This window comes from Acinetobacter sp. NyZ410, assembly GCF_022828975.1.
In the GTDB taxonomy this organism is placed as follows: Bacteria; Pseudomonadota; Gammaproteobacteria; order Pseudomonadales; family Moraxellaceae; genus Acinetobacter; species Acinetobacter guillouiae.
This window is the reverse complement of sequence record NZ_CP094620.1, coordinates 2,313,874-2,340,012: the sequence shown is the minus strand read 5'-3', so window position 1 is coordinate 2,340,012 and position 26,139 is coordinate 2,313,874. Positions and strand designations below refer to the sequence as shown.

General features: G+C 37.3%; 28 protein-coding genes and 2 pseudogenes. 13 read left to right on the top strand and 17 right to left on the bottom strand.

Annotated elements, in window-relative coordinates; translation table 11 throughout:
- Window positions 1-28: 28 nt before the first annotated feature.
- Together MTO68_RS10980 and MTO68_RS10975 are read right to left on the bottom strand one after the other, a co-directional pair.
- Window positions 29-1,345 (bottom strand): MFS transporter, encoded by a 1,317-nt coding sequence (locus MTO68_RS10980; RefSeq protein ID WP_244015890.1) that lies wholly within the window; start codon window positions 1,343-1,345, stop codon window positions 29-31.
- A gap of 247 nt (window positions 1,346-1,592) precedes the next feature.
- Complete coding sequence (locus MTO68_RS10975; protein ID WP_004821319.1) at window positions 1,593-2,816, bottom strand: acyl-CoA dehydrogenase; 1,224 nt, start codon at window positions 2,814-2,816, stop codon at window positions 1,593-1,595.
- Window positions 2,817-3,161: 345 nt separating this feature from the next.
- Between MTO68_RS10975 and MTO68_RS10970 the strand changes: the two genes are divergently transcribed.
- Window positions 3,162-4,115, top strand: coding sequence for a LysR substrate-binding domain-containing protein (locus MTO68_RS10970; RefSeq protein ID WP_151803114.1), 954 nt, complete (start codon window positions 3,162-3,164; stop codon window positions 4,113-4,115).
- Between the two features lie 210 nt (window positions 4,116-4,325).
- Here the strand turns inward: MTO68_RS10970 and MTO68_RS10965 are convergent, their stop codons facing one another.
- Entirely contained in the window at window positions 4,326-4,661 is a 336-nt protein-coding gene (locus MTO68_RS10965; protein ID WP_244015889.1) for a hypothetical protein, read from the bottom strand.
- Between the two features lie 121 nt (window positions 4,662-4,782).
- On the opposite strand from MTO68_RS10965, the gene MTO68_RS10960 reads away from it, so the two are divergent.
- The 5 genes from MTO68_RS10960 to MTO68_RS10940 all read left to right on the top strand — a co-directional run bounded on the left by MTO68_RS10960 (window position 4,783) and on the right by MTO68_RS10940 (window position 9,119).
- The gene (locus tag MTO68_RS10960) at window positions 4,783-5,211 is read left to right on the top strand and encodes an HD domain-containing protein (RefSeq protein WP_004720720.1); all 429 of its coding nucleotides are present in this window, start codon (window positions 4,783-4,785) and stop codon (window positions 5,209-5,211) included.
- Between the two features lie 88 nt (window positions 5,212-5,299).
- Window positions 5,300-6,199, top strand: coding sequence for a LysR family transcriptional regulator (locus MTO68_RS10955; RefSeq protein ID WP_004821316.1), 900 nt, complete (start codon window positions 5,300-5,302; stop codon window positions 6,197-6,199).
- Between the two features lie 162 nt (window positions 6,200-6,361).
- The gene (trmA, locus tag MTO68_RS10950; RefSeq protein ID WP_244015888.1) at window positions 6,362-7,444 is read left to right on the top strand and encodes a tRNA (uridine(54)-C5)-methyltransferase TrmA; all 1,083 of its coding nucleotides are present in this window, start codon (window positions 6,362-6,364) and stop codon (window positions 7,442-7,444) included.
- A gap of 242 nt (window positions 7,445-7,686) precedes the next feature.
- Window positions 7,687-7,917: a hypothetical protein gene (locus MTO68_RS10945; RefSeq protein ID WP_004720727.1), complete on the top strand. Its 231-nt coding sequence runs from the start codon at window positions 7,687-7,689 to the stop codon at window positions 7,915-7,917.
- 134 nt (window positions 7,918-8,051) lie between these two features.
- Entirely contained in the window at window positions 8,052-9,119 is a 1,068-nt protein-coding gene (locus MTO68_RS10940; RefSeq protein WP_244015887.1) for a hypothetical protein, read from the top strand.
- Window positions 9,120-9,132: 13 nt separating this feature from the next.
- On the opposite strand, the gene MTO68_RS10935 is transcribed toward MTO68_RS10940, so the two are convergent.
- The gene (locus tag MTO68_RS10935) at window positions 9,133-9,486 is read right to left on the bottom strand and encodes a YnfA family protein (RefSeq protein ID WP_004720731.1); all 354 of its coding nucleotides are present in this window, start codon (window positions 9,484-9,486) and stop codon (window positions 9,133-9,135) included.
- A gap of 220 nt (window positions 9,487-9,706) precedes the next feature.
- Between MTO68_RS10935 and MTO68_RS10930 the strand changes: the two genes are divergently transcribed.
- Window positions 9,707-10,615 carry an alpha/beta hydrolase gene (locus tag MTO68_RS10930; protein ID WP_004821308.1) on the top strand — a complete coding sequence of 303 codons (909 nt, stop codon included), beginning with the start codon at window positions 9,707-9,709 and terminating at the stop codon, window positions 10,613-10,615.
- A 60-nt stretch (window positions 10,616-10,675) separates the two neighbouring features.
- Here the strand turns inward: MTO68_RS10930 and clpA are convergent, their stop codons facing one another.
- The 5 genes from clpA to MTO68_RS10905 all read right to left on the bottom strand — a co-directional run bounded on the left by clpA (window position 10,676) and on the right by MTO68_RS10905 (window position 16,394).
- Complete coding sequence (clpA, locus tag MTO68_RS10925) at window positions 10,676-12,952, bottom strand: ATP-dependent Clp protease ATP-binding subunit ClpA (protein WP_004720735.1); 2,277 nt, start codon at window positions 12,950-12,952, stop codon at window positions 10,676-10,678.
- 9 nt (window positions 12,953-12,961) lie between these two features.
- Window positions 12,962-13,387, bottom strand: coding sequence for an ATP-dependent Clp protease adapter ClpS (gene clpS, locus MTO68_RS10920; protein ID WP_004720737.1), 426 nt, complete (start codon window positions 13,385-13,387; stop codon window positions 12,962-12,964).
- Window positions 13,388-13,408: 21 nt separating this feature from the next.
- On the bottom strand, window positions 13,409-14,152 hold the full coding sequence (locus MTO68_RS10915; RefSeq protein ID WP_244015886.1) for a DUF6776 family protein: 744 nt from the start codon (window positions 14,150-14,152) through the stop codon (window positions 13,409-13,411).
- An 82-nt stretch (window positions 14,153-14,234) separates the two neighbouring features.
- Window positions 14,235-15,284, bottom strand: a complete 1,050-nt coding sequence (gene argC / locus MTO68_RS10910; RefSeq protein WP_224965425.1) for an N-acetyl-gamma-glutamyl-phosphate reductase — start codon at window positions 15,282-15,284, stop codon at window positions 14,235-14,237.
- A gap of 120 nt (window positions 15,285-15,404) precedes the next feature.
- The gene (locus MTO68_RS10905) at window positions 15,405-16,394 is read right to left on the bottom strand and encodes a GGDEF domain-containing protein (protein WP_244015885.1); all 990 of its coding nucleotides are present in this window, start codon (window positions 16,392-16,394) and stop codon (window positions 15,405-15,407) included.
- 67 nt (window positions 16,395-16,461) lie between these two features.
- On the opposite strand from MTO68_RS10905, the gene MTO68_RS10900 reads away from it, so the two are divergent.
- Both MTO68_RS10900 and MTO68_RS10895 read left to right on the top strand, forming a co-directional pair.
- On the top strand, window positions 16,462-16,866 hold the full coding sequence (locus tag MTO68_RS10900; protein WP_008942454.1) for a transposase family protein: 405 nt from the start codon (window positions 16,462-16,464) through the stop codon (window positions 16,864-16,866).
- Window positions 16,867-16,903: 37 nt separating this feature from the next.
- A pseudogene (locus MTO68_RS10895) lies at window positions 16,904-17,296 on the top strand (transposase family protein); the annotation flags it as partial.
- Window positions 17,297-17,322: 26 nt separating this feature from the next.
- On the opposite strand, the pseudogene MTO68_RS10890 reads toward MTO68_RS10895, so the two are convergent.
- Window positions 17,323-17,457: pseudogene (locus MTO68_RS10890) on the bottom strand (GGDEF domain-containing protein); the annotation flags it as partial.
- A gap of 591 nt (window positions 17,458-18,048) precedes the next feature.
- Here MTO68_RS10890 and MTO68_RS10885 point away from each other — a divergent pair.
- Together MTO68_RS10885 and MTO68_RS10880 are read left to right on the top strand one after the other, a co-directional pair.
- Window positions 18,049-18,801, top strand: a complete 753-nt coding sequence (locus tag MTO68_RS10885) for an HD domain-containing protein (protein ID WP_244015884.1) — start codon at window positions 18,049-18,051, stop codon at window positions 18,799-18,801.
- Between the two features lie 3 nt (window positions 18,802-18,804).
- Window positions 18,805-19,626: an alpha/beta fold hydrolase gene (locus tag MTO68_RS10880; protein WP_244015883.1), complete on the top strand. Its 822-nt coding sequence runs from the start codon at window positions 18,805-18,807 to the stop codon at window positions 19,624-19,626.
- On the opposite strand, the gene MTO68_RS10875 is transcribed toward MTO68_RS10880, so the two are convergent.
- The 5 genes from MTO68_RS10875 to rpiA form a co-directional block, all read right to left on the bottom strand.
- Window positions 19,616-20,047 carry a GNAT family N-acetyltransferase gene (locus tag MTO68_RS10875; protein WP_244015882.1) on the bottom strand — a complete coding sequence of 144 codons (432 nt, stop codon included), beginning with the start codon at window positions 20,045-20,047 and terminating at the stop codon, window positions 19,616-19,618. The two genes, MTO68_RS10880 and MTO68_RS10875, sit on opposite strands and share 11 nt — an antisense overlap.
- A gap of 54 nt (window positions 20,048-20,101) precedes the next feature.
- The gene (locus tag MTO68_RS10870; protein WP_244015881.1) at window positions 20,102-20,524 is read right to left on the bottom strand and encodes a VOC family protein; all 423 of its coding nucleotides are present in this window, start codon (window positions 20,522-20,524) and stop codon (window positions 20,102-20,104) included.
- A 29-nt stretch (window positions 20,525-20,553) separates the two neighbouring features.
- A complete protein-coding gene (locus MTO68_RS10865) occupies window positions 20,554-20,910 on the bottom strand; it encodes a VOC family protein (protein WP_004821295.1) in 357 nt (118 codons plus the stop codon).
- 53 nt (window positions 20,911-20,963) lie between these two features.
- Window positions 20,964-21,635 (bottom strand): YgjP-like metallopeptidase domain-containing protein, encoded by a 672-nt coding sequence (locus MTO68_RS10860; protein WP_244015880.1) that lies wholly within the window; start codon window positions 21,633-21,635, stop codon window positions 20,964-20,966.
- Between the two features lie 100 nt (window positions 21,636-21,735).
- Complete coding sequence (gene rpiA / locus MTO68_RS10855; protein ID WP_244015879.1) at window positions 21,736-22,407, bottom strand: ribose-5-phosphate isomerase RpiA; 672 nt, start codon at window positions 22,405-22,407, stop codon at window positions 21,736-21,738.
- Window positions 22,408-22,522: 115 nt separating this feature from the next.
- Here rpiA and ilvA point away from each other — a divergent pair, with 115 nt between their 5' ends.
- Entirely contained in the window at window positions 22,523-24,061 is a 1,539-nt protein-coding gene (gene ilvA, locus MTO68_RS10850) for a threonine ammonia-lyase, biosynthetic (protein WP_004821288.1), read from the top strand.
- An 83-nt stretch (window positions 24,062-24,144) separates the two neighbouring features.
- Here ilvA and MTO68_RS10845 read toward each other — a convergent pair whose 3' ends face one another.
- Together MTO68_RS10845 and MTO68_RS10840 are read right to left on the bottom strand one after the other, a co-directional pair.
- Window positions 24,145-24,642, bottom strand: a complete 498-nt coding sequence (locus tag MTO68_RS10845) for a hypothetical protein (protein ID WP_244015878.1) — start codon at window positions 24,640-24,642, stop codon at window positions 24,145-24,147.
- Between the two features lie 48 nt (window positions 24,643-24,690).
- On the bottom strand, window positions 24,691-25,236 hold the full coding sequence (locus tag MTO68_RS10840; RefSeq protein WP_004821284.1) for a hypothetical protein: 546 nt from the start codon (window positions 25,234-25,236) through the stop codon (window positions 24,691-24,693).
- A gap of 245 nt (window positions 25,237-25,481) precedes the next feature.
- On the opposite strand from MTO68_RS10840, the gene MTO68_RS10835 reads away from it, so the two are divergent.
- Window positions 25,482-26,132 carry a TrkA family potassium uptake protein gene (locus MTO68_RS10835; RefSeq protein WP_004821282.1) on the top strand — a complete coding sequence of 217 codons (651 nt, stop codon included), beginning with the start codon at window positions 25,482-25,484 and terminating at the stop codon, window positions 26,130-26,132.
- The last annotated feature ends 7 nt before the right edge of the window (window positions 26,133-26,139 follow it).

Genomic DNA, 26,139 nt, shown 5'->3' with positions numbered 1-26,139 from the left:
TTACTGAATCTGTTTAAACAAGCGTTGACTATTGTTGTTGTGGGTCATATTGACGATCTTTGATAAATAAGCCAGGCAGTACCCCTGCAACAAAGTAAGCTGCGCCCATCACGATAAATGCCGTCATAAATGTACCTCCCGAAGCAAGGAAACCAATGGTTGCTGGGGCAATAGCTGCACCTACTCGCCCAATGTTATATGCACCACCAATTGCTGTACCTCGGACATCGGTAGAAAATGATTCCGCCATATAGGTCGCATTTACGCCATAAGGAATGCCATATAAGAAACCAAAAGTGATCAATAAGTACAAAATATTGTCTGGTGTATTAAAGATAATAATCACAGGTAAGAAGACAGCGCTGGCTATGGTACCGAACACAAATACTGCACGACGATTAAATTTATCTGCCAAATATCCCGCTAAGATCTTGCCTAGAATCATCGCTGTATATGAACCCACCATATAACTGGTCATGTTTTTAAAGTTCATATGCACTTCTGTTTCTAGATAACTTGGCATCCAATTGTTGATTCCGTAGTAACCAAATTGTAAGAAGAAGGCCGTAGTCATCCACAATAAAAACATTTTACGGTGCTTAAAGTTGGCAAAAATTTGTTTATAAATACTGCTACTTTTTGCTTTCTCGGGAACTGTGGCTTCAACTGGTTTCTTGCCTTGAAGCTGATTGATTTTGTTGAGCTGCCAAGACTTTGGTTCAGGTACAAAGCGTTGCAAGAAAATATTGATGAATGCTGGAATAACCGTGATAAAAAACAAGACTCTCCAACCATGATCAGGAATAATCGCACCTGCTAATAATGTAGCAACAATATATCCAACGGTTTGCCCGGTTTGTAATGTACCCAATACCGTAGTTCTATATGTTGTAGGAACATATTCAGCCATAAGAGTATTGCATGCCATATAAAGCGCCCCAATCCCTAGTGCACCAATAAATCGTAATGCCATAAATTGTTCAAAACTTTGGGTAAAGCCTAACAAACATGTTGCAACTGAGAAAAACGATACAGAATTGGCAATGGTACGTACGCGGCCAAACTTATCACAGGCCCATCCACCTAGAATCCCACCAATCCCCATACCTGCCAGAGAGGCACTGCCTAAGGCGCCAGCCTGAAAAGTAGATAATGCAAACTCACCTTTTAAACTGGTTAAGCTATAGGACAACAACATGATATCTACGCCATCGACGACCATAGCGAAATAGGCGAATAAAAGTGCCCATTTCCAAGTATTTGGGCCTATTTTTTCAAAGGTTCCAATATTGGATGGCATGGATAATTTTGTTGAAGTTGTAACTGATCGAACATCATTGTTCATTTTTCCTCTACCTCATTTTCCCAAATGAGTCATCGGTCACTTTTTATCTTTCTCTCTACTTATTTCTTTGTTATTTTTATTGCATCAATCTAGAGTTAAGTATGAGAGTTAAAAGAATAATCAGATATTTTTCACGATGAATCCTTTTATCATTGATTTATTTTTACCTTAGTTTTTATAAAATTTAAGGCAAAAAATCCTACAAGGGATGCTAGATTTAAGCATCCCTGTTTTAAAACAGTTGATTTTAGTTACTAAAGGCAGCAATACCAGTTTGTGCACGCCCGAGAATTAAGGCATGTACATCATGGGTACCTTCATAGGTGTTGACCACTTCCAGATTGACTAAATGACGAGCGACACCGAATTCATCACTGATGCCATTACCCCCCATCATGTCTCGAGCAACACGCGCAATATCTAAAGCTTTACCACAATTGTTGCGTTTAATCAGTGAAGTGCCTTCAACAGAAGCAATGCCTTCATCTTTCATACGACCAAAACGTAATGCGATTTGCAGCCCTAAAGCAATTTCAGTTTGCATATCTGCAAGTTTCTTTTGCACCAATTGATTCGCAGCCAATGGGCGTCCAAATTGTTTACGATCCATCGTATATTGATGTGCAGTGTGCCAGCAAAACTCTGCCGCCCCCATCGCGCCCCATGCAATACCGTAACGTGCACTATTTAAACAAGTAAATGGTCCACGCAAACCACGAATTTCAGGAAATGCATTTTCTTCAGGGACAAAAACATTGTCCATCACAATTTCACCAGTAATCGATGCACGCAAACCGACTTTGCCATGAATCGCAGGCGCAGAAAGTCCTTCCCAACCTTTTTCTAGGATAAAACCACGAATTTCACCGACATTGCCTTCAGCAGAAACTTCTTTGGCCCAGACCACAAATACATCAGCGATTGGACTATTGGTAATCCACATTTTTGCGCCAGTTAGACGATAACCACCTTCAACCTTTTTGGCACGGGTGATCATACTGCCTGGATCTGAACCATGATCAGGTTCTGTTAAACCAAAACATCCAATAAACTCGCCAGTAGCTAATTTAGGTAAGTACTTTTGTTTTTGCTCTTCAGAACCAAATTCATTGATAGGCACCATCACCAATGAGCTTTGTACACTTGCCATTGAACGATAACCCGAATCTACGCGTTCAATTTCACGGGCAATAAGACCGTAACTGACATAGTTTAGACCTGCACCACCGTATTCTTCAGGGATTGTCGGTCCCAGCAAACCTAGCTCACCCATTTCACGAAAAATAGAAGCATCTGTTTTTTCATGGCGGAATTGTTCCAAAACTCTTGGCATCAGTTTGTCTTGTGAATAGGCATAAGCAGCATCACGAATCATGCGTTCTTCAGAACTGAGTTGCTGTTCCAATAAAAATGGGTCTTGCCAGTTAAATTGAACGCGTGCCGTTTTTGTAGAATTAACCATTTGATTCATAGCATCCTTTGCTGAACATATCTTGTTGTCTTAGTAGTGATGTTAGGTGTGAAAATTCATACTTTCAAACGATTAATTCTCACTCAGATATTCCATTTACGCATATCTTGTGTTTTTATAATATGGCTCGCTCAATGACTACGGTTCAAGTATGCGGGTATTAAACGAGGCTTTTTAACAGATTTTTATCATCTTTACATCCTCTTATAAATTTCCATTCGAGATAAAACCAAGTGGTTTGATGGAAGATTCATTACATACATCTGCTTTGCTTTAAGTTCTTTTTGCTAGATATGAATAGATTAAATTTAGTCTTAACTAAACTTTGATATTCAAGGAATGAATATGCGTAGAATGATTCCCTCATTACAATCATTGATATGTTTTGAAGCGGCGGCCAAGCATCTAAGCTATACCTTTGCAGCTCAAGAGCTGCATCTTACTCAAAGTGCCATCTCTCGCCAAGTACAACAACTCGAAGATTTTTTAGGACTCAATCTATTTAACAGAACACGGCATGGCGTTGAATTAACACAAGCGGGTGAACATTATTATAAAAACATCAAAGCTCATTTATTGGGTATTGAGCAAAGCACACTCGATTTAATGAGCCATAAAGGTTTAGGCGGTACGCTAAAATTAGGGGTTGTACCGACATTTGCAACACGCTGGCTGTTACCCCGACTGTATAAGTTCAATGAAATATACCCTGAAATTACCATTCATTTAGAGACCAGTACCAAACCCTTTTTATTCAGTGAGCATATTTTTGATGCAGCAATATATACAGGTACACCTGCGCAAATTGAAAATTGGCCAGGTGCAAAAGTCCACTATTTAATGAATGAAGATGTTGTTCCTGTGTGTTCTGCTGAGTTAATTTTTAAGCATTTTCCAGAGCTAAGAGGGCCTTCCGGAGATTTACGTCGAAGCTTAACGGCGGAAGAGATTGCCACGCTGCCCTTACTCCAACAAACCACACGCCCCTATATTTGGAAAGAGTGGTTTGAAGTTTCTGGTTATGAGCATCCTTTTGCATTAGAAGGACAACGGCATGAATTATTTTCGATGCTTGCGGTGGCAGCCATACATCATATGGGGGTTGCACTTATTCCACAAAAACTACTGGAAAAAGAATTGCGCTCAGGTGATTTAATTATCGCCTCAGAAATTAAGCTAAAAGGTTCACGTGCCTATTATTTTGTCTATGCAGAACAACAGCAAACACCTCTCATTGCTAAATTTGTTGAATGGTTATTGGCAGAAGTTGAACAATCACAAAGTACTTTTTTAAAATAACGCGATTTCAAGTTAAACAATAGTTTGTTGAAGATTTATAGAATGCAGTTTAGCTTCTATATTGTGATGAAAAAACTCAAACAGTAGGAGATGAAAGGAACAGCGCCTACAACAGAAAATACAAGCCTACTCCGCTATTTTTAATACCTATACAGCATTTTTAATAAGGATAGGCTAAAGAAACAAATGAATGACAACCGATCTTAAAATTTAAGCGCTAAATCCAATATAACGATAAAAATCTTGATCCCCTACAACACCTAAGCTTGTTTTATAAATCAGGTAATGAGGATAATTACTCTCAGATAATTCATTGAAAATATTCAATCCCTGATCATCATGAGCATGGATTTCATCGACGTTACGGGGCATGGTCGCTTCAAATTCATCGGAAATATATTCAAAGCCCAAATCCATCGCAATAAACAAGGTATGTATACACGGTTGTAGATATTGTTCTTCATTCCAATCAATGACCGCATGTTGGCAATGTGGGCATGTAACATTTTCTTGAGAATTTTCTAAAGTGATCAGTTGAAATGGCATACGCTTTGGAACAGAATAAAATTGTATTTTAAACGAGTTAGGGAAATTAAACACTCGTTTTAGATAAATCTAAAACTGCTTTTCATATTTTATAAATACACGAAACAAAGCTAAGGATATTATGTCAACGATTGAAAAAGCGATTGCTTTAGCAGCTCGTAAACACGCAGGCCAAAAAGATAAAGCGCAACAGCCTTATATTTTTCACCCTCTGAGGTTGATGTTCAAAGTTAAAACACCCAATCAACAGATTGTTGCTGTATTACACGACATCTTAGAAGATACCGACACCACTGTGGTCGATTTAATCTCACTTGGCTTTAGTCAAGAAATTGTCGATGCCGTTGTTGCCTTGACCAAAAAAGAAGGTGAATCTAGAATCGAAGCCGCCTACCGTGCAGTAAAAAATCCAATTGCACGTGTGGTAAAACTGGCAGATGTTGCTGATAACATGGATATCACCCGTATTCCACATCCGACCACTAAAGACCTTTTAAGATTAGAAGAATATAAGCAAGTTCAAAATATTCTCATGACAGGCAATGCCTAATCTTAGAAAATTTTCACAATTAACAAGTTGACTTGATGCAACAATTAAGTTTAATAGTGCGTCATTGTTGCAATTATGGAATGTATTTATGCTCACTGATTTGGATGACTTTTACTGCTTTGGTTTGGTTGTAGAGCATGGGGGATTTAGTGCGGCTGAACGTGCAACGGATATTCCTAAATCCAAGCTCAGTCGCCGTGTATATAATTTAGAAGAAAAATTAGGGGTTCGTTTAATTCAACGAAGTTCACGTCATTTCGCAGTTACAGACATTGGCATGAATATTTACCGCCATGCCCAAGTGATGATGAATGCAGCACAATCAGCACATGATCTGGTCGATCATCTCAGTGAACAACCACGTGGTGTGATTAAAGTCAGTGTACCTGTGACCGTTGCGCAAAGTGAATTGTCAAAAATCCTTCCTGACTTTTTAAAAACTTATCCTGAAATCAGAGTACAACTTTTAGTCAGTAATCGTCGAGTAGATATCATCAATGAAGGTTTTGATGTTGCCTTGCGTGTGCGCGCAAATCTGGACGATGACCCGAGCTTAGTGCTGAGAAAGTTTGGACATATTGAACAGCACCTTCTTGCAAGCCAAGCCTATTTAAATGAATTTGGTATGCTCAAAAAACCAGAAGATTTATCTGAACACCGAATTTTAAGTATGGTTGATGAGCACTTAGATCAACAAATGGTGTTACATGATAGTGAAAATCAACAGAAAAAAATTAAAGTTAACCCGATACTCATGGGATCGGATTTAATGATGCTGGCAAAATTAGCCAGTCAAAATTGTGGTATTGCTTTACTTCCAGATACGATTGCTAATGATTTTGTCGCCACAGGTGAATTGGTTCGTGTCTTACCTGAATGGAAAGCACCGCACGGGATCTTTCACGCTGTTTACCCTTCTCGCCGAGGCTTACTCCCTGCGGTAAGAGTCTTTATTGACTATTTGGTTAAGCACTTAAGTAAGTGTTGAGTAACTTATCTTCATCGTCACTTTGATTAAAGAATCCTAGGATTATTTCAATAGACAAACCGATCTAAATAAATTGACAAAGATGGACTGCAATCTGGTGTCCATCTGGTGCTATTTTTGATACCATCGCTACTGCTTAATTCCAATGTTTTTCTGATTTATATGACTTCATCTTATCAACAACAGCTTGATGCCAAAATTGAACGAATCCAAACTCAATTCGCAGAATTTAATCCACCTTCGTTAGAAGTATTTGCTTCACCTGAACAAAACTTCCGTATGCGTGCAGAATTCCGAATTTGGCATACTGAAGATGATATGTTCTATGCCATGTTTGAACGAGATGAAAATCAACAAAAAACTGTTGCTCGTATCGATGAATTTCCGATCGCAGATCAAAGTATAAATCAGCTTATGCCAGTTTTATTGGCTGAGCTAAAAGCCAATTCAATCTTATCAAAACGGCTTTTTGAAGTGCATTTTCTAGCAACGCTCAAGGGCGAAATGCTGGTTTCATTGATTTACCGTGCGCCACTGAGTGAAGAATGGGAAGTTTTAGCAAAACAATTGGCTGATAAGCTGAATGTTAAAATCATTGGTCGCAGTCGCGGACAAAAAGTTGTCTTAACCGATGAATTTGTTGTTGAAGAATTACAAGTCTTTGAGCGTAAATTTCAATATAAGCAAATTGAAAGTAGCTTTACTCAACCCAATGCACAAGTTTGCCAAAAAATGTTGCAATGGGCGTGTCAGTCCGTTGCAGGTAAAAATAAAGACTTACTCGAATTGTACTGTGGTAATGGTAACTTTACCCTTCCCTTATCTTTGAGTTTTAACCGTGTTTTGGCAACTGAATTAGCGAAATCTTCGGTCTATGCGGCACAGTGGAATATTCAACAAAATCAGATCAACAATATTCAAGTTGCACGCCTGTCAGCAGAAGAGTTTACTCAGGCCTATAACGGCGAACGTGAATTCCGTCGTTTACAAGAAGCAGAAATAGACATTCAGGGCTATGAGTTTGATACAGTTTTTGTTGATCCACCACGAGCAGGGATTGATGACGATACCTTAATGCTATTGCAAGGTTTTCAACGTATTCTTTATATTTCATGCAATCCAGACACATTACATGATAATTTAAAAACCTTGCTTAAAACCCATAAAATTGTGAAATTTGCGATGTTTGATCAATTCCCCTACACCCATCATGTAGAATCTGGGGTTCTTCTCGAAAAAATTTAAACAATTTATTACAAGATTAGACTGCCATGTAAATTAGCATGGCAGCTACTTCTTTAAATTATTTATTGATATATCATTAAGTTATAAATCATTTAAAACATGGCCTTTTAACAAACCGTTTAAAACATATCAAATCATCGAAAAAATCAGCCTATAACTCGACCATCTATTTCGCTCAGATCTTGTATTTTATTAAAAAACGGCTATATTTCGAACTATGTTAGGTTGTGTATGAAGGCTCTATGAGTTTTTGGCAAAAGCTGTTTACGGCTGAAGATACATTGCAAAATGAACATAAAAATCAAATTGCATGTGTTGAAAATGATTGCTCTTGTAAATCCAATGATCAACTTTTATCAGCGTTGATGAAAGCGACAGATCAGGATGTAATTACTGGGATTAAAAAGGTACTTATCTCTAGAGGTTTCAGTAAAAAAGAGTTAAACCAATTACAGCATCCACCTATTCAATAGTCATGGATGACCGCTAAGAAAGAAAAAGCATTCAGTTTACTGGATGCTTTTTTAATTCCAATAGAACAACTTTTGATGTTTTTCCTTGGCTTGTATACAATTATTTCAAAGAATAGATAAATGCAGAATCAACAATGAAAATTAAAATTCTAATTTTTTTATTATCACTCAACGCTTCAATTAGCTATGCAGATATCAACAATGATGAGATTCAAGCCATAGAAGATTTAAGTGATCAAGTATTGGCAACCAAAAATCTAGCCAAACTTGAACCACAGATTAAGGCTCAAATCCAGAAAGCCCAACCCAATGTGCAAAAACTGTTAAAAGCCAAAGACATTGAATATAACGATTCTGTCTATTTACACAACTATGCGATTCTGACTTCTGGATACGCTGAATATTTGCTTGAACAACACTGCACCACGCTCTCTCAGCCTTTTCAAGAACTTACTGAGCAGGCGTATTTTGCGTTAAAAAAACGTGATCCTAACGATACAATCGCAATCAATAATTTAGGGTTATTCTACGCGCAAATGTCGGTGTATTATCGGAAAAACATAGACCCAACGCCACGTCTAAACTATTTGCTAAAGGCTGAACAACTATTTGAGACCTTAATGAAGTTACAACCAGACAATGAGGAGTATGAGAAAAATTATTATGCTGTACTCAGTGACAAGCTGATGCTGTTACAGAAATATCATCGTGATGAGAATGAGCAAAAACGCCTCATCAATATACTTAAAAAGCCTTTATTTCACTATTTATCTGATCCCAATCAAGCTTTCGATGCAGGAAATTTTATTATTTTAGCGCAACAGTATTTTAAATATCTCTATCGTGAAGACCCGAAACTTGCTGAAAAATGGTTGCGTGATAATCAGGCTAAAATTGAAGCTGTGGTGAATAAGAATCGTAAGCAAACTCAGCGAGAAAAGGAATTCCTCGCTGAATTCTATGCGCTGCTTGGTCAAACGGATCGAGCATTGTCCTACTTAAAACAATTAGAATTTTCTGATGAGAACAATACAGAACCATCCTCATTTGAAAATGAACCCAATCTTGCCAATTTAAGGCTAAATCCTGAATATCAGAAATGGTTTAAACAATATAAACAGGATTATGCTGCATATCGTAAAGCAATTCCCAAAGTATGTAAGATCAATCAACTTGAAACAATACAAGATACGTTAGAATAATGCTGTTGGAGACTTAACGAATCAAACCTTGCGGTTGCAGAATAATCACCAAAGCCCCAATGATTACAATACATCCACCAAACAAATCCCAGCGAGTTAAGCTGACTTGATCGACAAATTTCAGCCACATCAGTGCACTAAAGATATAGATACCGCCATATGCGGCGTAAATACGCCCTGAAGCAGCCGGGTGCAAGGTTAATAGCCAAACAAATACCGCCAAACTTAAAACGGTAGGTATCCATAACCAATGACTTTTATTTTGATTCAGAATCAAATAAGGAAAATAACAACCTAAAATTTCTGCAACAGCTGTGACAAGAAATAATAAAATCGTAGTTAAAATTTTAGTAAATGCAATGTCCATTGATACTCAAAGAATAATCATGAAGTTAGAGTATATGTGATTTTCACACGAGCTAAGCAATAAAATTTTGAGCAGACTAAAACAACTAAGCTTTTATCTATAAATTGTAGTTGTTGTTTGCCTCATCCACAAAAGCATACATTTTTAAAATATGTTGATGAATGTGCCTTGTTTAAAATAGGATAAAATATCAGCATCTACATTTTTTGGTTTTTTATGGATGAAAATAAATCATTTCGTGTTTAATTTCTTCATTTTCCTCTGGCTTAGCCAAAATGTAGATGCAGCAACACTGAGTCTTCCCCTGTGGCCCAATAGTGCAACACTGGCACCATCCAGTGAACAATATACGATAAATAAGCATGGTGCTATTGAGTATATCACCTCTCCTCAACTGCGCGTATATTCCCCCAAACAGAGCAATCACATCGCTATTTTAGTTATTAGTGGTGGGGGTTATGCCAGAGAGGAATTGGCCAAAGAAAGCACGCCAACTGCACAGTTTTTACAAGAACAGGGATTTACCGTATTTGAATTAATCTACCGCTTACCTAATCAGGATGGCAATAATCTGCTTGCGCCCTTTCAAGATGGCCAAAGAGCCCTGCGTATCATTCGTTATCATGCACATCAATTCAACATTGATCCAGACAAAATTGGTGTATTGGGTTTCTCCGCAGGTGGGCATTTAGCTGGAATCATTGCGACACAATGGCAACAACAATTTTCGAGTTTAAATGATCCGATTGATCAAATTTCCGCTCGGCCTAATTTTGTGGCGCTACTCTATCCAATCATTAGTATGCAAGCGCCGCTAGATCATACCCATGCTTATAAAAGCTTATTTGGATCAAAACATGATTTAGCCAAACAAATCTTGTTTTCAGTAGATTTACAAGTCAAACAGAATACACCTCCAACCTTTTTAGCCCACGCCATTGATGATCCGATTTCACCTGTTCAGAATAGCCTCAATATGCAAACCGCTTTGCAGCAACACAAGATCGCTTATGAATTACATCTTTTCAAAAATGGTGGACATGGTTGGGGCTTAGGCAAAGCCAATACTGAAACAACACAATGGCCGACATTATTCTTAACTTGGTTAAAGAAAATTGATATTTTATAAGCGTCTAATTCAAAAAAATAACCCGCAATCAATGCGGGTTATTTTAAAGCTCATTCACAACTATGCTGGTTCAGCAGTCTGATCTTCAAAGACTTCTAATGTAAGCCCTACCGCCTTACCATTTTCTTTCTTCACAGAGACAGCAACGTTACCACCATGATCTGCAAGCTCACCAAATAGAATCATCTCAGCAAGTGGTTTCTTCAAATGTTCTTGAATCAAACGTTGCATTGGGCGAGCACCCATTAAACGGTCATAGCCATTCTCAGCCATCCAATCGCGAGCAGATTGATCAACTTCCAGTACCACTTTTTTATCATCTAACTGCGCTTGGAGTTCGGTTAAGAATTTATCAACAACAGACTCAATCACTGTGGTAGGCAATGCTTTAAACTGAATTACACCATCTAAACGATTGCGGAACTCTGGTGCAAATGCACGTTTCATCGCTTCTTGATTGTCATTACTATTGTCTTGCTCAGTAAAACCGATACTGTTACGAGAAATACTTTCAGCACCGATATTGGTAGTCAATACAATAATCACATTACGGAAATCAGACTTACGTCCATTGTTATCGGTTAAAGCACCATGATCCATAACTTGTAATAACAAGTTAAAGACATCTGGATGTGCTTTTTCAATTTCATCTAATAACAAGACACAGTGCGGATTCTTATGAATCGCGTCAGTCAGTAAACCACCTTGATCATAACCAACATAACCTGGAGGCGCACCAATCAAACGAGAAACCGCATGACGTTCCATATATTCAGACATATCGAAACGAACAAGCTCTACACCCAACAATTTTGCCAATTGCTTGGTCACTTCTGTTTTACCAACACCTGTAGGACCAGCAAAAACAAAACTACCCACTGGTTTATCTGGCGCTTTCAAGCCTGCACGTGACAGTTTAATCGCAGAAGCCAAAGCTGTAATCGCTTCATCTTGACCAAATACCACACGTTTAAGATCACGCTCTAGATATTCAAGTACCGATTTATCATCTTTAGATACTGTTTTTGGCGGGATACGTGCAATCTTCGAAATAATATCTTCGATATTTTCAACTGTAATCAAGGTATCATCTTGTTCAGCTTTTAAACGACGCTGTGCACCAGCTTCATCAATCACATCAATCGCCTTATCTGGCAAGAAACGATCATTAATAAACTTAGCAGACAACTCAACCGCTGAAACTAGCGCAGTATCTTCATATTTAACATGATGGAAATCTTCAAACTTGCTTTTCAAACCACGCAAAATATCAATTGTCTCTGAAATAGAAGGCTCATTCACATCAATTTTTTGGAAACGACGTGATAGTGCATGATCTTTTTCAAATACTTGACGATATTCTTGGAAAGTGGTTGAACCAATACAACGTAAACTACCATTCGCCAACGCAGGTTTGATTAAATTCGATGCATCCATGGTACTGCCCATACTTGAGCCAGCACCAATGATCATATGAATTTCATCAATAAATAAAATTGCTTCTGGTTTCTTTTTCAAAGCATTGAGAAGCTGTTTCAAGCGTTTTTCAAAGTCACCACGGTATTTTGTACCTGCAACCAATGCACCAATGTCTAAACTAAACACTTCAGCAGTCGCAAGTGGTTTAGGTGCTTTACCATTCACAATCAACCATGCCAGACCTTCAGCAATGGATGTTTTACCCACACCAGGATCACCCACAAGCAATGGGTTGTTTTTACGTCGACGGCAAAGAATTTGAGCAGTTCGTTCAATTTCTTTTTCACGCCCGATTAAAGGATCAGTTTTGCCTTTTTGCGCTTCAATATTCAAATTCAAAGTATAAAGTTCAAGTGGTCCAGCATTTGCTGAAGCATTTGATTCACCTTCTAAATCATCAGATTCTTCTTCAACTTGAATTTCTTCTTTACGCGCACCGTGTGACAAATATTGGGTTAAAGTCAAACGATTGATTTGATGTCGTTTTAGCAAATAAACGGCAAAAGAATCTCGCTCAGAGTACATCGCAACCAGTACATCTGCACCCTCTACTGTGCGATCACCGCCACTTGACTGAACGTGGAAAATTGCACGTTGTAAGATACGGTCAAAACTTTCAGTTGGATGAGGGGCTTGGTCGTTGTTTTCTCCTAGTTTAGGGGTATGTTGTTCTACATACTCCTCTAACTCTTTGCGCAAACTGATAATTTCAGCACCGCATGCTTTTAAGGCATTTACCGCTGAATCGTTATCAAGTAAAGCCAATAATAAATGTTCAACCGTAAGAAACTCATGTCTCTTTTGACGAGCCATGCTAACAGCCAAACGGAGTGAAACTTCTAATTGACGACTGAGCATGAAACCCCCTTATTCTTTTGGCTCAATCTGACAAAGCAATGGATGACCTTGAGATCGAGCGTAGTTATTAACTTGGTTGGCTTTAGTCTCCGCAATGTCTCTTGGATAAACACCAGCTTCACCTTTTCCTTCATAATGTACTGTTAACATTACTTGAGTGGCTTGGTCAAGATTCAAAGCAAAGTATTGTTGTAAAATTTCAATAACAAAGTCCATCGGAGTGTAATCATCGTTCAATAAAACGACAGAATACATCGGTGGTCGCTTCACTTCAGGTGGTGCAGTTTGTACTGCAACATCTGCTTGATCATGGTCTGGATGGTTTGGATCTTCTGAATTACTTATACGAATACTCAAGTGCCAATCTATAAATCCTGAATCACGGAATGATGATTTCACTTCATTTAAACTCATTTGACGTTTATTAGTTCGCATATTTTTCAAAATACTTATGATTTATTGAGAATTAGCCGCAGCTTGAGGAACCTCTGCAGCAAACGCTGCTGCACTGTCTACAGCTTGCCCACGTGACCAACTAAAGCGTTTAACCACTGGCGTGGCACCATTTAGACGGATTTCGATAAATTGTGGATTAAAGCCCTTAGGCATGGTCCAACGACCAGTTAAGCGCTCATAATCAGTAAAGTTATAATTCTCATCTGCCATTGGCACTGTTAACACCTCAGTACCGCTAATCAAACGAATTTCAACAGAACCCGTCGCACGTCTTGGACTGACTTGAATAAGATCAAGCTGATATTCATAAGCGTTTTCTGGTAATGGCTTAACGGCCAAGTTTTGAATGGTTAAACTCAAACCGCCACGTTGTTTTAACACTTCACGATAAATCGCACTCATCACATCAACTTGTGATTTTTCAGCATTGGCTTTGTTCAATGACTCTAATAAATCGTTAGAGTTCGAAACAGCCACGTCTCGTTCCTGTACAGCAGCATTTAGGCTTTTATTTAAATTAGCCAGCGTTGTTTTTTGTTGCTTCACAACTTCTACCAACTGTTCTGCATCTGCATCAAAACCGACTACCGTTAGCCCTTGGCGATGTCCAACCGTATAACCTAAAAGTACACTGCCAGCACATAATACAACCCCACCGATCACCAAAGGCATATTCCCTTTTAAAAAAGGCTTTTTCGGTGCTTGAGCTGGTTGTGACGCGGTATTTGTTTCTGTGTTCTGCATCATCATCTCTAAGTATTATTGATAGAATCAAAACACACATTTAACCGCAAAGTTATATGTGTGTGAAGCCATAAAGCGTTTTTTATGGTAATAATCCGATACCTTGTAAACCAGCATCTTCAGCAAAACCAAACATTAAGTTCATATTTTGTACAGCCTGTCCTGCCGCACCTTTGACTAAATTGTCTTGAACAGACAAAACAATTAACTTGTTCGGATGCGGTTTATACAGTGCAATTCTGAGTTGGTTTGCACCACGTACAGAACGTGTTTCTGGTGAACTATTTGCAGGCATTACGTCTACAAATATTTCATTTGCATAAAATTTTTCATAAAGACTTTGTAAATCTGCTGCTGCACCTTGCTCTGTCAAATCAACATAGATTGTACTGAACATACCACGAATCATCGGAACCAAATGCGGTACAAAAAGAATCTGATCAAATACATTTTTTTGACCCGAAATATTTTCTAATGCTTCTACAATTTCAGGATGATGACGATGTCCAGCAACGCCATAGGCTTTAAAATTATCTGCATTTTCAGAATAAATCATGCCTAGACTAGCTTTACGCCCTGCACCTGATACACCCGATTTCGCATCAATGATAATACTTTCTGGTTTAACCAATGTTTCAGCTTGCTTAAAAAGTGGCGCTAATCCCAACTGAACAGTTGTTGGGTAACAACCCGGGTTACCGACAACATTGGCATTTTTAATTTGTTCACGATTAAGTTCAGATAAACCATAAACAGAGTCTTTCAGTATCTCTGGGCAGGCATGCTGCATCCCATACCATTTTTCAAACTGTGCTAAATTCTGCAAGCGAAAATCAGCGGCTAAATCGATAACTTTGGTATTTGCTGCCAAAAGTTGTTGTGCATGCTGCATTGCCACACCATGTGGGGTCGCAAAAAACACAACATCACATTTTTTTAATTCATCAATGTTTAAATCTGAATACTTAAGCTCGGTGTGCCCACGTAAGCTTGGAAACATATCATCTACACGGCGACCATCTTCGGTACGTGATGTCAGTACATTCACTTGAACATTTGGATGTCGTAGTAAAAGACGCAACAATTCAACGCCTGTATAACCTGTTCCACCGACAATACCCACTGAAATCACGTTTTTTACCTCGATTTAAAAGTATCCATTTTGTAGTGCTGTAGTATGACAGGAAGTTGATGCTTTCTAAACTATTTTACTGGGTTTTTATGATATTTTAGCATTATGACAAAGTTAAATTCACATAAGTTCGATTGATGAATCTTGCGCAATACAGTTGCGCCCTCTACGTTTGGCAACATACAAAAGTTTGTCAGCAGCTTCTATACCACTCGCTAAATTACGATGTCTCACTTGTGTTAAGCCAAAGCTGGCTGTCAATACGATGGATTGAGTTAAAAATTGCTCAGTTTCAATAGCAGTCCGCATACGCTCAGCAATTTTATAGGCATAATCGAGATCTTCAACTTGTAATAAAACAATAAACTCTTCACCACCAAAACGCCCCACTAAGCCCTTTTCAACGACATGCTGACTAACAAGACGACCTACGCTTTGCAAAATCTGATCACCGACCAGATGCCCATGGGTATCATTAATTTTCTTAAAATGATCGACATCACACATCAGCAAAAAATATTGTTTTTCTGGCAAATCGATTAAATTGATTTTAGCTGCATCATAAAAGCCACGGCGATTGAGTAAATGTGTTAATGGATCTCTAGAACGTTCATCATTTAATTTTAAAATAATGTCTCGTACTAATGTCCCTAAAAGTACGATCGCAAACCACATGCTCAGGATAATACTGGCAGCAAGCATCATTAACCACCATACTGAATTTACAAGCATGCTGGCTTCAATATTTTTCAAAAACAAGAAAATAATAATGACGCGGACAAAAGTATATAAAACAATAAAAAGGTAAGAATAATCGACCAGCTTATTTAACCAATCACTTTGCTTATCATCTTTAAAAATAGATACTAAAACTAAGGATTCAACTGTGGCAATGCTCAGGTTTAAAATTAGCATTCGCATCCATAGCTGTTCATCGACAAAAGAATAATAGACCAGCAGACATATTGTGATAAGGATCAAAATGAAAGCCACTAAAGTGTGCGCACTGGCTTTCTTTCTCAATGCCATAGTATATGCACTGGCCCATGCACCAAATAGGTATAAACCACCAACAACAGGGGCAGAGAATAGACTTCCGTCATAAATCAAAAAACGTACAATTTATTTGATCTTAAATTAATCAGCAAAATTATTTAATTCAAGGGATAATCCTTGGATGAAATTCAAAGATATTCAAAAATTATCAGACGTTAAGTTTCGTAGGCTTACCGGTGTTAGTTGGGCTACATTTAACCTCATGTTGGCCGAGCTAAATAAGCATTTACCTCGTCATATTGGTAAAGGACGACCGCATAAATTACCGTTGGAAGATCGCTTGCTCTTATGTATAGAATATTGGAGAGAATATCGAACATTTTTCCATCTTGGTATGAGTTACGGTGTATCTGAAACGAGTGCAATTCGTATCACACGTGTTATTGAAGATACCTTAATCCGTTCTGGAAAATTTAACTTGCCAAAACAACTTCCTAATCGAGATGAAGTGGATTGGGAAGTTGTTGTGATTGATGCAACTGAAATATTAGTTCAACGTCCAAAAAAAACAGAAGAAATGGTATAGCGGTAAAAAAAAGCGACATACCTTTAAATTTCAGCTATCTATGCACTATACAACAGGTGAAATACTGAGTGTATGTGGAAGTCATGGAAGCATGCATGATTTTAAAATATTTAAAAAAAGTATGAGGAAATTAAAATTTAAGCCCTTTTTTATCGTTGATAAGGGGTATTTAGGGATAAAAAAATTGGGTTTTGGATGCCTCATGCCATCTAAAGCAAAGAAAACTGAAAAATTAGATTCTGAATTAAAAAAGTTAAATAGAGAGATTGGTCGTAGACGAATTCAAGTAGAGCATGTATTTGGAAGGATGAAATGTTTTAAGATTTTATCTTGTGTATATAGAAATCGTCGTAAAAGATTAAACCTGCGGTTTAATTTACTTGCTGGCATATACAATTTAGATTGGGTGAAAGATAAACAATTAAATTGATTGAAAAATGATTTATGAAGGAAGTCTAATGTTAATTGTTGGTTAGACATAAAACTTTGTGCAGCTAAAGCAAAAGACGGCACGATATATCCAAGACCCAACCAAAATAAATAAGTAGGTGCTTTAAAAAAATAATGGCAGATCAAAAGTAAACTGCCCATTAATATCAGGCAGATCGGTACAATCAAAATAAAGTAATGAGTATCTGCAAAATTCACGTCTGATATCTTTATGATAAGAAATAGGAAATATTGGCAAGTCGCCAAGTTTAGTGTATTTTTTTATTCACTCCCAACTTATGCTTAAAATAATCAGACTATTTTGTAATTTAACTGTTTTTATTAAGAAATACTTTTAAGGCATTATACCCTTACTTAAAATTTATGATGATCAATATACACACGCAGACTATTCAATGACATTGTCATAAATCTATCAACTTAAATGTCTAAGAAAAATAGGTTTCGTTCATCAGTCCTTTTTAAGACCTAAATCAACATAAAAACCTCATCCTAACTTTCGTCCAAAAGGAGAAGCAACGTTCAATACCAATATTAATAAGTTCACTTGAGCGCTGTTTGATTTATGAAAAAATTTGATGATAAGGAAACAAACCTTTTCATTTTAATTCTCGTTTTTGGCATAAAAGACTATTCAAACAAATTCAAAGAAAACGGTCTTGTCTTGCTAAATGATCTATGCATAATAATTTAGAGTAATTACTCTAAAGTTAACAAAAGGACGCATTGGTCATGATTGGATCACGAGCGTGGATGAATACAAGTAATGGAAAACTTAGCTTTAAAGAAAAAACTCAGCTTATAAAACAAGTTCTAATCCCTGTCACATTAAACTATGGCAAAACATTTCTCAAAGCACATCATGATTCAACTTCATTTACACTGGATAATTTTCAGATTCCTGACACAGCAATTGTCAAAGAAGCGATGGACGAATTAGAGCAAACAGCCTCTCAAGCGATCATCAATCATTCTTGGCGGAGCTATTTTTGGGCTGTTGCTATCGCCCACACCAAACAATGGCAATTTGATCAAGAGAGTCTTGTTATTTCATGTTTGATGCATGATTTAGGACTGGTTAATCATTTGGATCAATATGCATGTCAATGTTTTAGCTTTGAAAGCGCCTTAAGAGCTGAAACACTCTGTAGCAAACACCATTATCCCGAAGACAAAATGGTTAATATTTCAAATGCGATTTGTTTACATATGAATGGCAGTTTAGATGAAAGTGATCACAGTCTTTCTAAAGAAGTGCTATTACTACAAAAAGCCACTTCCTGTGATGTAATTGGGACTGATCTCTACTTATTTTCAAACAGTTTTAAAAACCAAATTTTAAACCAATATCCACGGGTACATTTTAATTCAGAAATGCGTAAACTTATCTCAATTGAAGCAAAAGGAAACCCTCAATCACGGACTGCTTTAATGCACAAACTCGGACTTTCAAACATGATTCAAATGAATATTTTTAAGGACTAAATCATGAAAAATACCTCTTTTACCCAAAAGAATATTAATTTTGGTCAATATCCAATTGTAGTCGATATTTATTCAAACCCTGAAAACAGCCATAGTGTTATTTTGCTGGCTGCGCTAGGCATAGCAATCAGTAAATACGAGGTGCTCATTACCGCTTTAAGCCAAAGTGGCTTAAATGTTATTGTGGCTGATTATCCACATTGTGGGCGTAATACTCCGCCTGTTTCAGCAAAGATTGATTATGGTTATGCTGATTTACTCAATGACTTTATTCCTCAACTGGAAAAGCTGGCCTTAGAACTAAACCAACAAGTTCCAATCTTATTTGGACATAGTTTAGGTGGACATTTAGCAACACTTTATGCACAAAATTATGCAAACAAAGTCATTGGTGTTGCCACAGGCAATATCGGTTTAAAAAATTGGGACTTAAAAGGTAAAATCAATATTTTAAAAGCAGTCACAGTGATCAACGCCATGATTTTAAAAGATGGTTATTTTGCAGGCTATAAAATTGCTTTTGGGAATAAAGAGACAAAATCCTTAATGCGTGATTGGTCTAAAGTTATCTTTACAGGAAATTATGCACATATTATTGGGCAAGAAAACGTGGTGAATAACGCTGCCTTATTTGTCTATTTAAATGGCGATGATTTTGCACCAATGTCTTCAATGCTTGGCCTCAGTGGTTATTTTAAAAACCCACAAATAAACACGCTGGATTTAACCCATAAAACCCAAGGCAATCAACATAGTGCATGGATTAAACAGCCTGATCAAGTCGTCGAAATAATTATAGAATGGATCAATAGTTTTACTGAATAAGTTTTGCCTTTGACATCAAAATATATCCACCTTCTTCACTTTCTCCAGTGCTGATTGCTTCCCAGCCATGACCTAAATAAAAAGACAAAGCTTTTTTATTTTCTGATAAACATTTGAGATAGCCTGTACCCGTAAACAGTTGTTCTGCTGCGTGTAGCAATGCTGTTCCTACACCCTGATTTTGAGCATTTGGGGCAATAAATAGATGATGTAAAAAGTTCTCTTGCAGAAAAATAGATGCAAATCCCAAATATTCTTGGTCTTTTTCAGCCACTAAAATCATTTCATTTTCGGTATATTTTTCAAAATCACTCAGTCCCCATTTTGAAGAATCTAACCACGACCAACTTAATTTTCTGGTATTTAAAAAAAGTTCACTCAATGGTGCTCGGTCATGATTTTGAAAAGATCTGATGTGCATCACTGTACCTCAATTAAAGTCCTTATAACCTTAGCTTATTTAAGCCAGCCTTATTTAATCTAACGTTATTGCTCTTTCTCCAATCACCTCAACAATGCGCAATAAATAACCATCTGGATCTTGAACTAAAAATTGCCTTTGCCCATGCTCTATATTTTCTGCACGGTACCAACGTTCTTCTAACGCTTCAAACAGCGGCCATTGTGCGACATCCAAACGATTTAAAATACTGTCGAGTTGGTCTACTTCAAACTGAAAGTTAATCCCTCTTCCCAATGGGTAGGCCAATACTCCTGTTAACCATTGCCCTTGTTGTTGTTGCTCCAACATAAACTGAACACCATCAAGTTCCACATAGATAAATTTTTCTTCAGCCCGTTGATACATTACAGAAAAACCCAGTATTTCCACCCAAAAATGATAACTTTTATCTAAATCGGTGACGATCAATTCTGGAACCAATTTATTCCACTGCATTTAAAAATCCTACTTAATTCATTAATTTTTTAATATTCAATATGTTGCAAAATATTTACAACCTTTCCAAATGGATCTTTGACATAGAATCGTCTAACACCCCAGTCTTCATTGGTTAAGGGATAGAGAATGTCTAAATCTAATTTTTTGGCTTTTTCATAAAGTTCATCCACATTGTCAACCTCGATTGAAAAATCGGGTACATCTGTTTTATTTCCCCCTTCCGAAGCAATACTGATTTGTGGATGCATGATTTCCTGACTGGCAAATGTTTTGATCCAGCCGTGATCCATCACCAAATCCATCGCTAAAAAATCACCATAAAAAGCTTGGGCACTGGCTAAATCTAAAGCTTTAATATTACTTATGATTCTTTTTACACTCATACGCTTTTCCTCATTTTTTTGTTTTAATGCAATCTAGAAATTTAATTATTTTATTAGACCCACCACCAAGGCATTACGCTACTTTTTAAAACTTTACGATGCTGCTGATAGTGTTGATCATGCTTTTCAACTTCAGACCAAAAAGCAGCGCTATGATCAAAATGTTTGGTATGTGCCAATTCATGTACACAGACATAACGGGTAATTTGTTGATCACATAAAACCAAGGCACTATTGAGCATAATATCATGACGGGCTGTACAACTTCCCCAACGCGTTTTCGGGTGTCGAACAGCACACTGTCCAAATTTTAAACGGGTTTCATCACTGACTTGCTTTAAATAGATTGGTAAATAATGCTTTGCATAAGCAATCACAAAAGCTTTTAAGTAGCTTTCAGGCTGACGCTCGCTGATAAATAACTGATGCTTTTGCTCATCTAAAATATAGCTATTTTTCTGAGTTTTATAAATAATTTCTAAGGGCTGTTTTAAATTAAACAGTTGCAAGCTTGTCGGTAATATCTGATCAACTTGCTGTATTTTTTCCTGCTGTTTATGCCATGTCTCAATCATCCATTGTTCAGACTCGTGTAAAAAATGCTGAATCTGACGTTGGGTACAATATTTGGGCACAGTTAGGCGAATCTGCGTGGGTTCAACACGTAAACGCAAGCGTGTTGCACGTGCATGATGTGTGATTTTTATTTCAGGAAGATTTGCCATCTTAATACGCTTATTTTTAGAATCTCCCCCAACGCTTACTTAAAAAAGGTAGGTAGTAAACCTCGTCTTTACTCAAGCAGAAGTTAGGGGAAATTTTTTCTTATCCTGCGGTACGCTCTTCAATACCATCATTGGTGGCGACTACAGCGACATCAGCTTTATTGATCGCAAAAATACCATTACACACCACACCAGGAATATCGTTAATGGTTTTTTCGACCTCTAATGCATTCAAAATATTTAAGTTATACACATCTAGAATGACATTACCGTTATCCGTTACCACACTTTCACGATAAACTGGGTCACCGCCTAAAGATACAATTTTACGCGCAACTGCTGAACGTGCCATAGGAATCACTTCGATAGGCAATGGAAATTCACGGCCTAATTGATCGACCCATTTCGAGTCATCGACAATACATACAAACTTTTTCGCAATAGATGCCACGATTTTTTCACGTGTGAGTGCAGCACCACCGCCTTTAATCATATGTAAATGACGATCAATTTCATCAGCACCATCTACATAAGCATCTAAACCACCAACATGGTTCATATCAACCACTTCAATGCCTAATTTCTTAAGACGTTGAGCTGTTGCTTCTGAACTAGCTACGGCTGCTTCAAGTTGTAACTGAGGTAATAATTCAATTAAGAAGTTCACTGTACTACCAGTACCGACTCCCAAAATGCCCCCTCTTGGTAAGTGTTTTAAAGCGGCTTGGGCTGCAGCTTGTTTTTTCTCGTCCTGGGTTGCATAAAGGCTCATGACATCTCTCAATAAAATTTCAATTTCCTGCACATTTTGCATAATTTTAAAACGCAAAGGTACAACGGTTTGTTACAATGAGCGCTCATTTTAAACTGTTAGATGGAAAATTAACATGCTGTCTCGTTTGGTTCGACAAATATTACAGGCAACGGTGTATGACGTTGCAATCGAAACCCCACTCGAAGCAGCGCCACGAATTAGTGAAAAACTAAACAATAACATTCGCTTTAAACGCGAAGATTTACAACCTGTCTTTTCCTTCAAACTACGCGGTGCGTATAACCGTATTAGTCAATTACCGAAATCTCAGTTGGAACGTGGCGTTATTACTGCTTCAGCAGGTAACCATGCTCAGGGCGTGGCTTTATCTGGTCAAAAGTTAGGTATTCGCGCCATTATTGTGATGCCGAAAACCACCCCTGACATTAAAGTTCAAGCAGTAAAGCGTTTGGGTGGTGATGTTGTGCTTCACGGCGACTCATTTGATGTTGCTAACAAATATGCCATTCAACGTGCAAATGACGAAGGTTTAACCTTTATTCCGCCTTATGACGATGAACTGGTTATGGCCGGCCAAGGTACAATTGCCAATGAAATATTGCGTCAATGGCGTGATGTTGAATATGTATTTGTTGCTGTGGGCGGTGGTGGTTTAATTGCTGGTGTAGCAGCATATCTTGGTGATGTTGCCCCGCATGTCAAAGTTATTCCTGTCGAATATGATGAATCTGCATGTTTAAAAGCAGCATTTGAAGCCAATCAACGTGTGATACTCCCTTCTGTAGGCTTATTTGCAGATGGTACAGCCGTTGCTCAAATCGGTGAAAAGCCATTTGAAGTCATTCAACTACAAAAATCTGATAACTCAGGTCCAATTGTTGAACGTGATGTGGTACTGGTCAATACAGATGAAATCTGTACGGCAATCAAAGACACTTATGATGAATGTCGTAGTATTGTTGAACCATCAGGTGCTATGGCGCTCGCTGGTATTAAAAAATACGTCGCGGCACACGGTCTTGAAGGCAAAAATATGGTGTCGATTGTTTGCGGTGCCAACATGAACTTTGACCGTTTACGTTATATTGCTGAACGTACCGAACTCGGTGAACGTAAAGAAGCCATTTTTGCAGTAACCATTCCAGAAGAAAAAGGTTCTTTCCTGAATTTCTGTCGTGCTTTGCAAGGGCGTAATATTACGGAATTTAACTACCGTGCCAGTGATGCATCTGCCGCTCAAGTCTTTGTCGGTATTAGCTTAAAGGCAGGTGAAAAAGAACGCCATGACATCTATGAAGCAATGAAATTACATTATGATGTCGATGATTTATCGGATGATGAAGTTGCAAAATTGCATATCCGTTATTTGATTGGTGGTCATGCCGATATTGCCAATGAACGTCTGTTCCGTGTTGAGTTTCCAGAACGCCCAGGTGCTTTATTAACATTCTTAGAGCGTCTTGGTCCAACCCATAACATTAGCTTATTCCATTATCGTAATCACGGTGCAGCAGAAGGACGTGTTTTGGTTGGCTTGGATGCAGAAGATGCGGTACAGAACCCAGATGGACTGATTGAGACGTTGGAAAATATCAATTACCCATATCAAGAAATTACCAATAACTTAGGTTATCAACGTTTCTTAAAATAGAAATAGCTTCAAAATAGAAATAGCCTATAAATTTTTTATGGGCTATTTTTTTATAAAATCAGAACAATTCGAAAAAAGTTAACTTAATAGACCGCCATATTTAAATCACCATCATCATTAAATGCGTCATTAAAAGCATCCACAATCTGATTTAATTGTTGCTCATCTTGTGTGGGCACAAGCATCCAATACGGATTTTCACGATATATAACCAATAAAGAAAGCTGATACTGATTTGCAACCAGTTTAATTTGATCAAAAATGATTTCTTCTGTTTGTTGCATTGCGTCCATTTGATCAGCTAATGAAACATCATCATCTTCATCGTATTGATCAAATACTTCAGCTATTGCGACTTCGATTTCATTTTGCAATTGCTCAGCATCAATATTGTGCTGGTTAAAGTAGAAATCGTTTTCAATTCCATTGTCATAATATTCTTTTAATTCAATATAATGCAAGAAATCATGCTGTTGATTTATCCATTCACTAAAACTATAAAATTCAGTATCTTGAGGAATTTGTTGTGCATTTAGCTCGGGAGTTAAATGTTGAAGTAATGAATATATTTTCTGTGACATGGATATCCCTCTATTTTATTATCAATATGTTGAATTAATCGCAAAAAACTAAGTCGATCTTGAACAATCAAATAATGCGTAATGTTCTATACTGACATCTTCATCATGAAATTGTTTGTTAAAACACTTGCAGAACTTTTCAATTTTATATTCATGATTTGGTACGATCAACCAATAATAATCTTCAGCATAAATCAGCAACAGTTCATGATCATGTTGTCTGGCTTGTTTTAATATTTCCTCGAATACAACATCATAAACCTGATCTTGAACATTATAATAGCGCCCAATAACATCTTTGTGTACTTCATAATGATCAAATAAAGGCTTCACTCTTTCGCGAATTTGAGTTTGAATTCCCAAGCTATCGACTGCATATTCATGAAAAATCGCACAACGCTCAATCTCATTTTCATGAAATTGCATACGGTCAATTTTCATTAAATATCCACGAAATCGCCCACCAAACTTTTCAGCTTCGATCCAATTGAGGAACTCGACAAAACGTTTACGATGTTTCTTTTTGGGAATATCTCTTTGCTCCAACGCTGGGAACCAATGTTGGAGAATTTTAAAAATTTTCTTATCATCCATTTTTTTATCATCCATTTTTTATTCTTGGATCGAAAGCTCAATCTTGGCTTTGCATTTTTAAATTTCAAAGCAATGATATCGGATCAATTTTAAGTTTTTATGACATAAATCTGGTTTTATTTACATTTATCGCTTTTTATTCTCAGTTTGTAGATTGGCGTTGCAATACTTTAAAGATAAAATATATAAAAATTGAATATGATCATACCAACACAAAATCAGTGTCGGGATAAGGACTTTGTAGAATGGCGCAATTCGCTGTCATCGGTTTAGGCAGTTTTGGTGAAGCAGTTGCACTAGAACTCACCAACTTAAATCACGATGTAATAGGTATTGATACATTAAAGAAAAATGTAGAAAACATTGCCGATAAAATCAGTCATGCAGTTATTGCAGATGCTACCGATGAACATGTGTTAGATGAACTGAATATCAAAAATTGTGATGCCGTGGTGGTTGCCATTGGTGAAGATATTGAAGCCAGTATTCTATGCGTATTGCATTTAAAAAATTTGGGTATCGAAAAAATCTTTGTAAAAGCCAAATCTAAATCACATCATATGATTTTGTCTCATTTAGGCATTACAAAAATCATTCACCCTGAAGAAGACATGGGGATTCGTGTTGCGCAATCACTCAGTTATCCAATGGTGAGACGTTATATGGCATTAAATAATGATCGCTATATCGTCAAAATTGAAATAGGTGCAAATTTACAAGGCGCGCAATTTCAAACGGTCATGGAAAATACCCCCGAAATTACAACCTTGTTATTACAACGCGGTTCACATGTACTGTATGATATTGCACCGGGGACGATTTTACAGGAAAAGGATATTTTAATTCTTGAAGGTCCTGTAGAAATGTTAAGACAATTTTCGATTCGTTTCTTATAGTTATAAC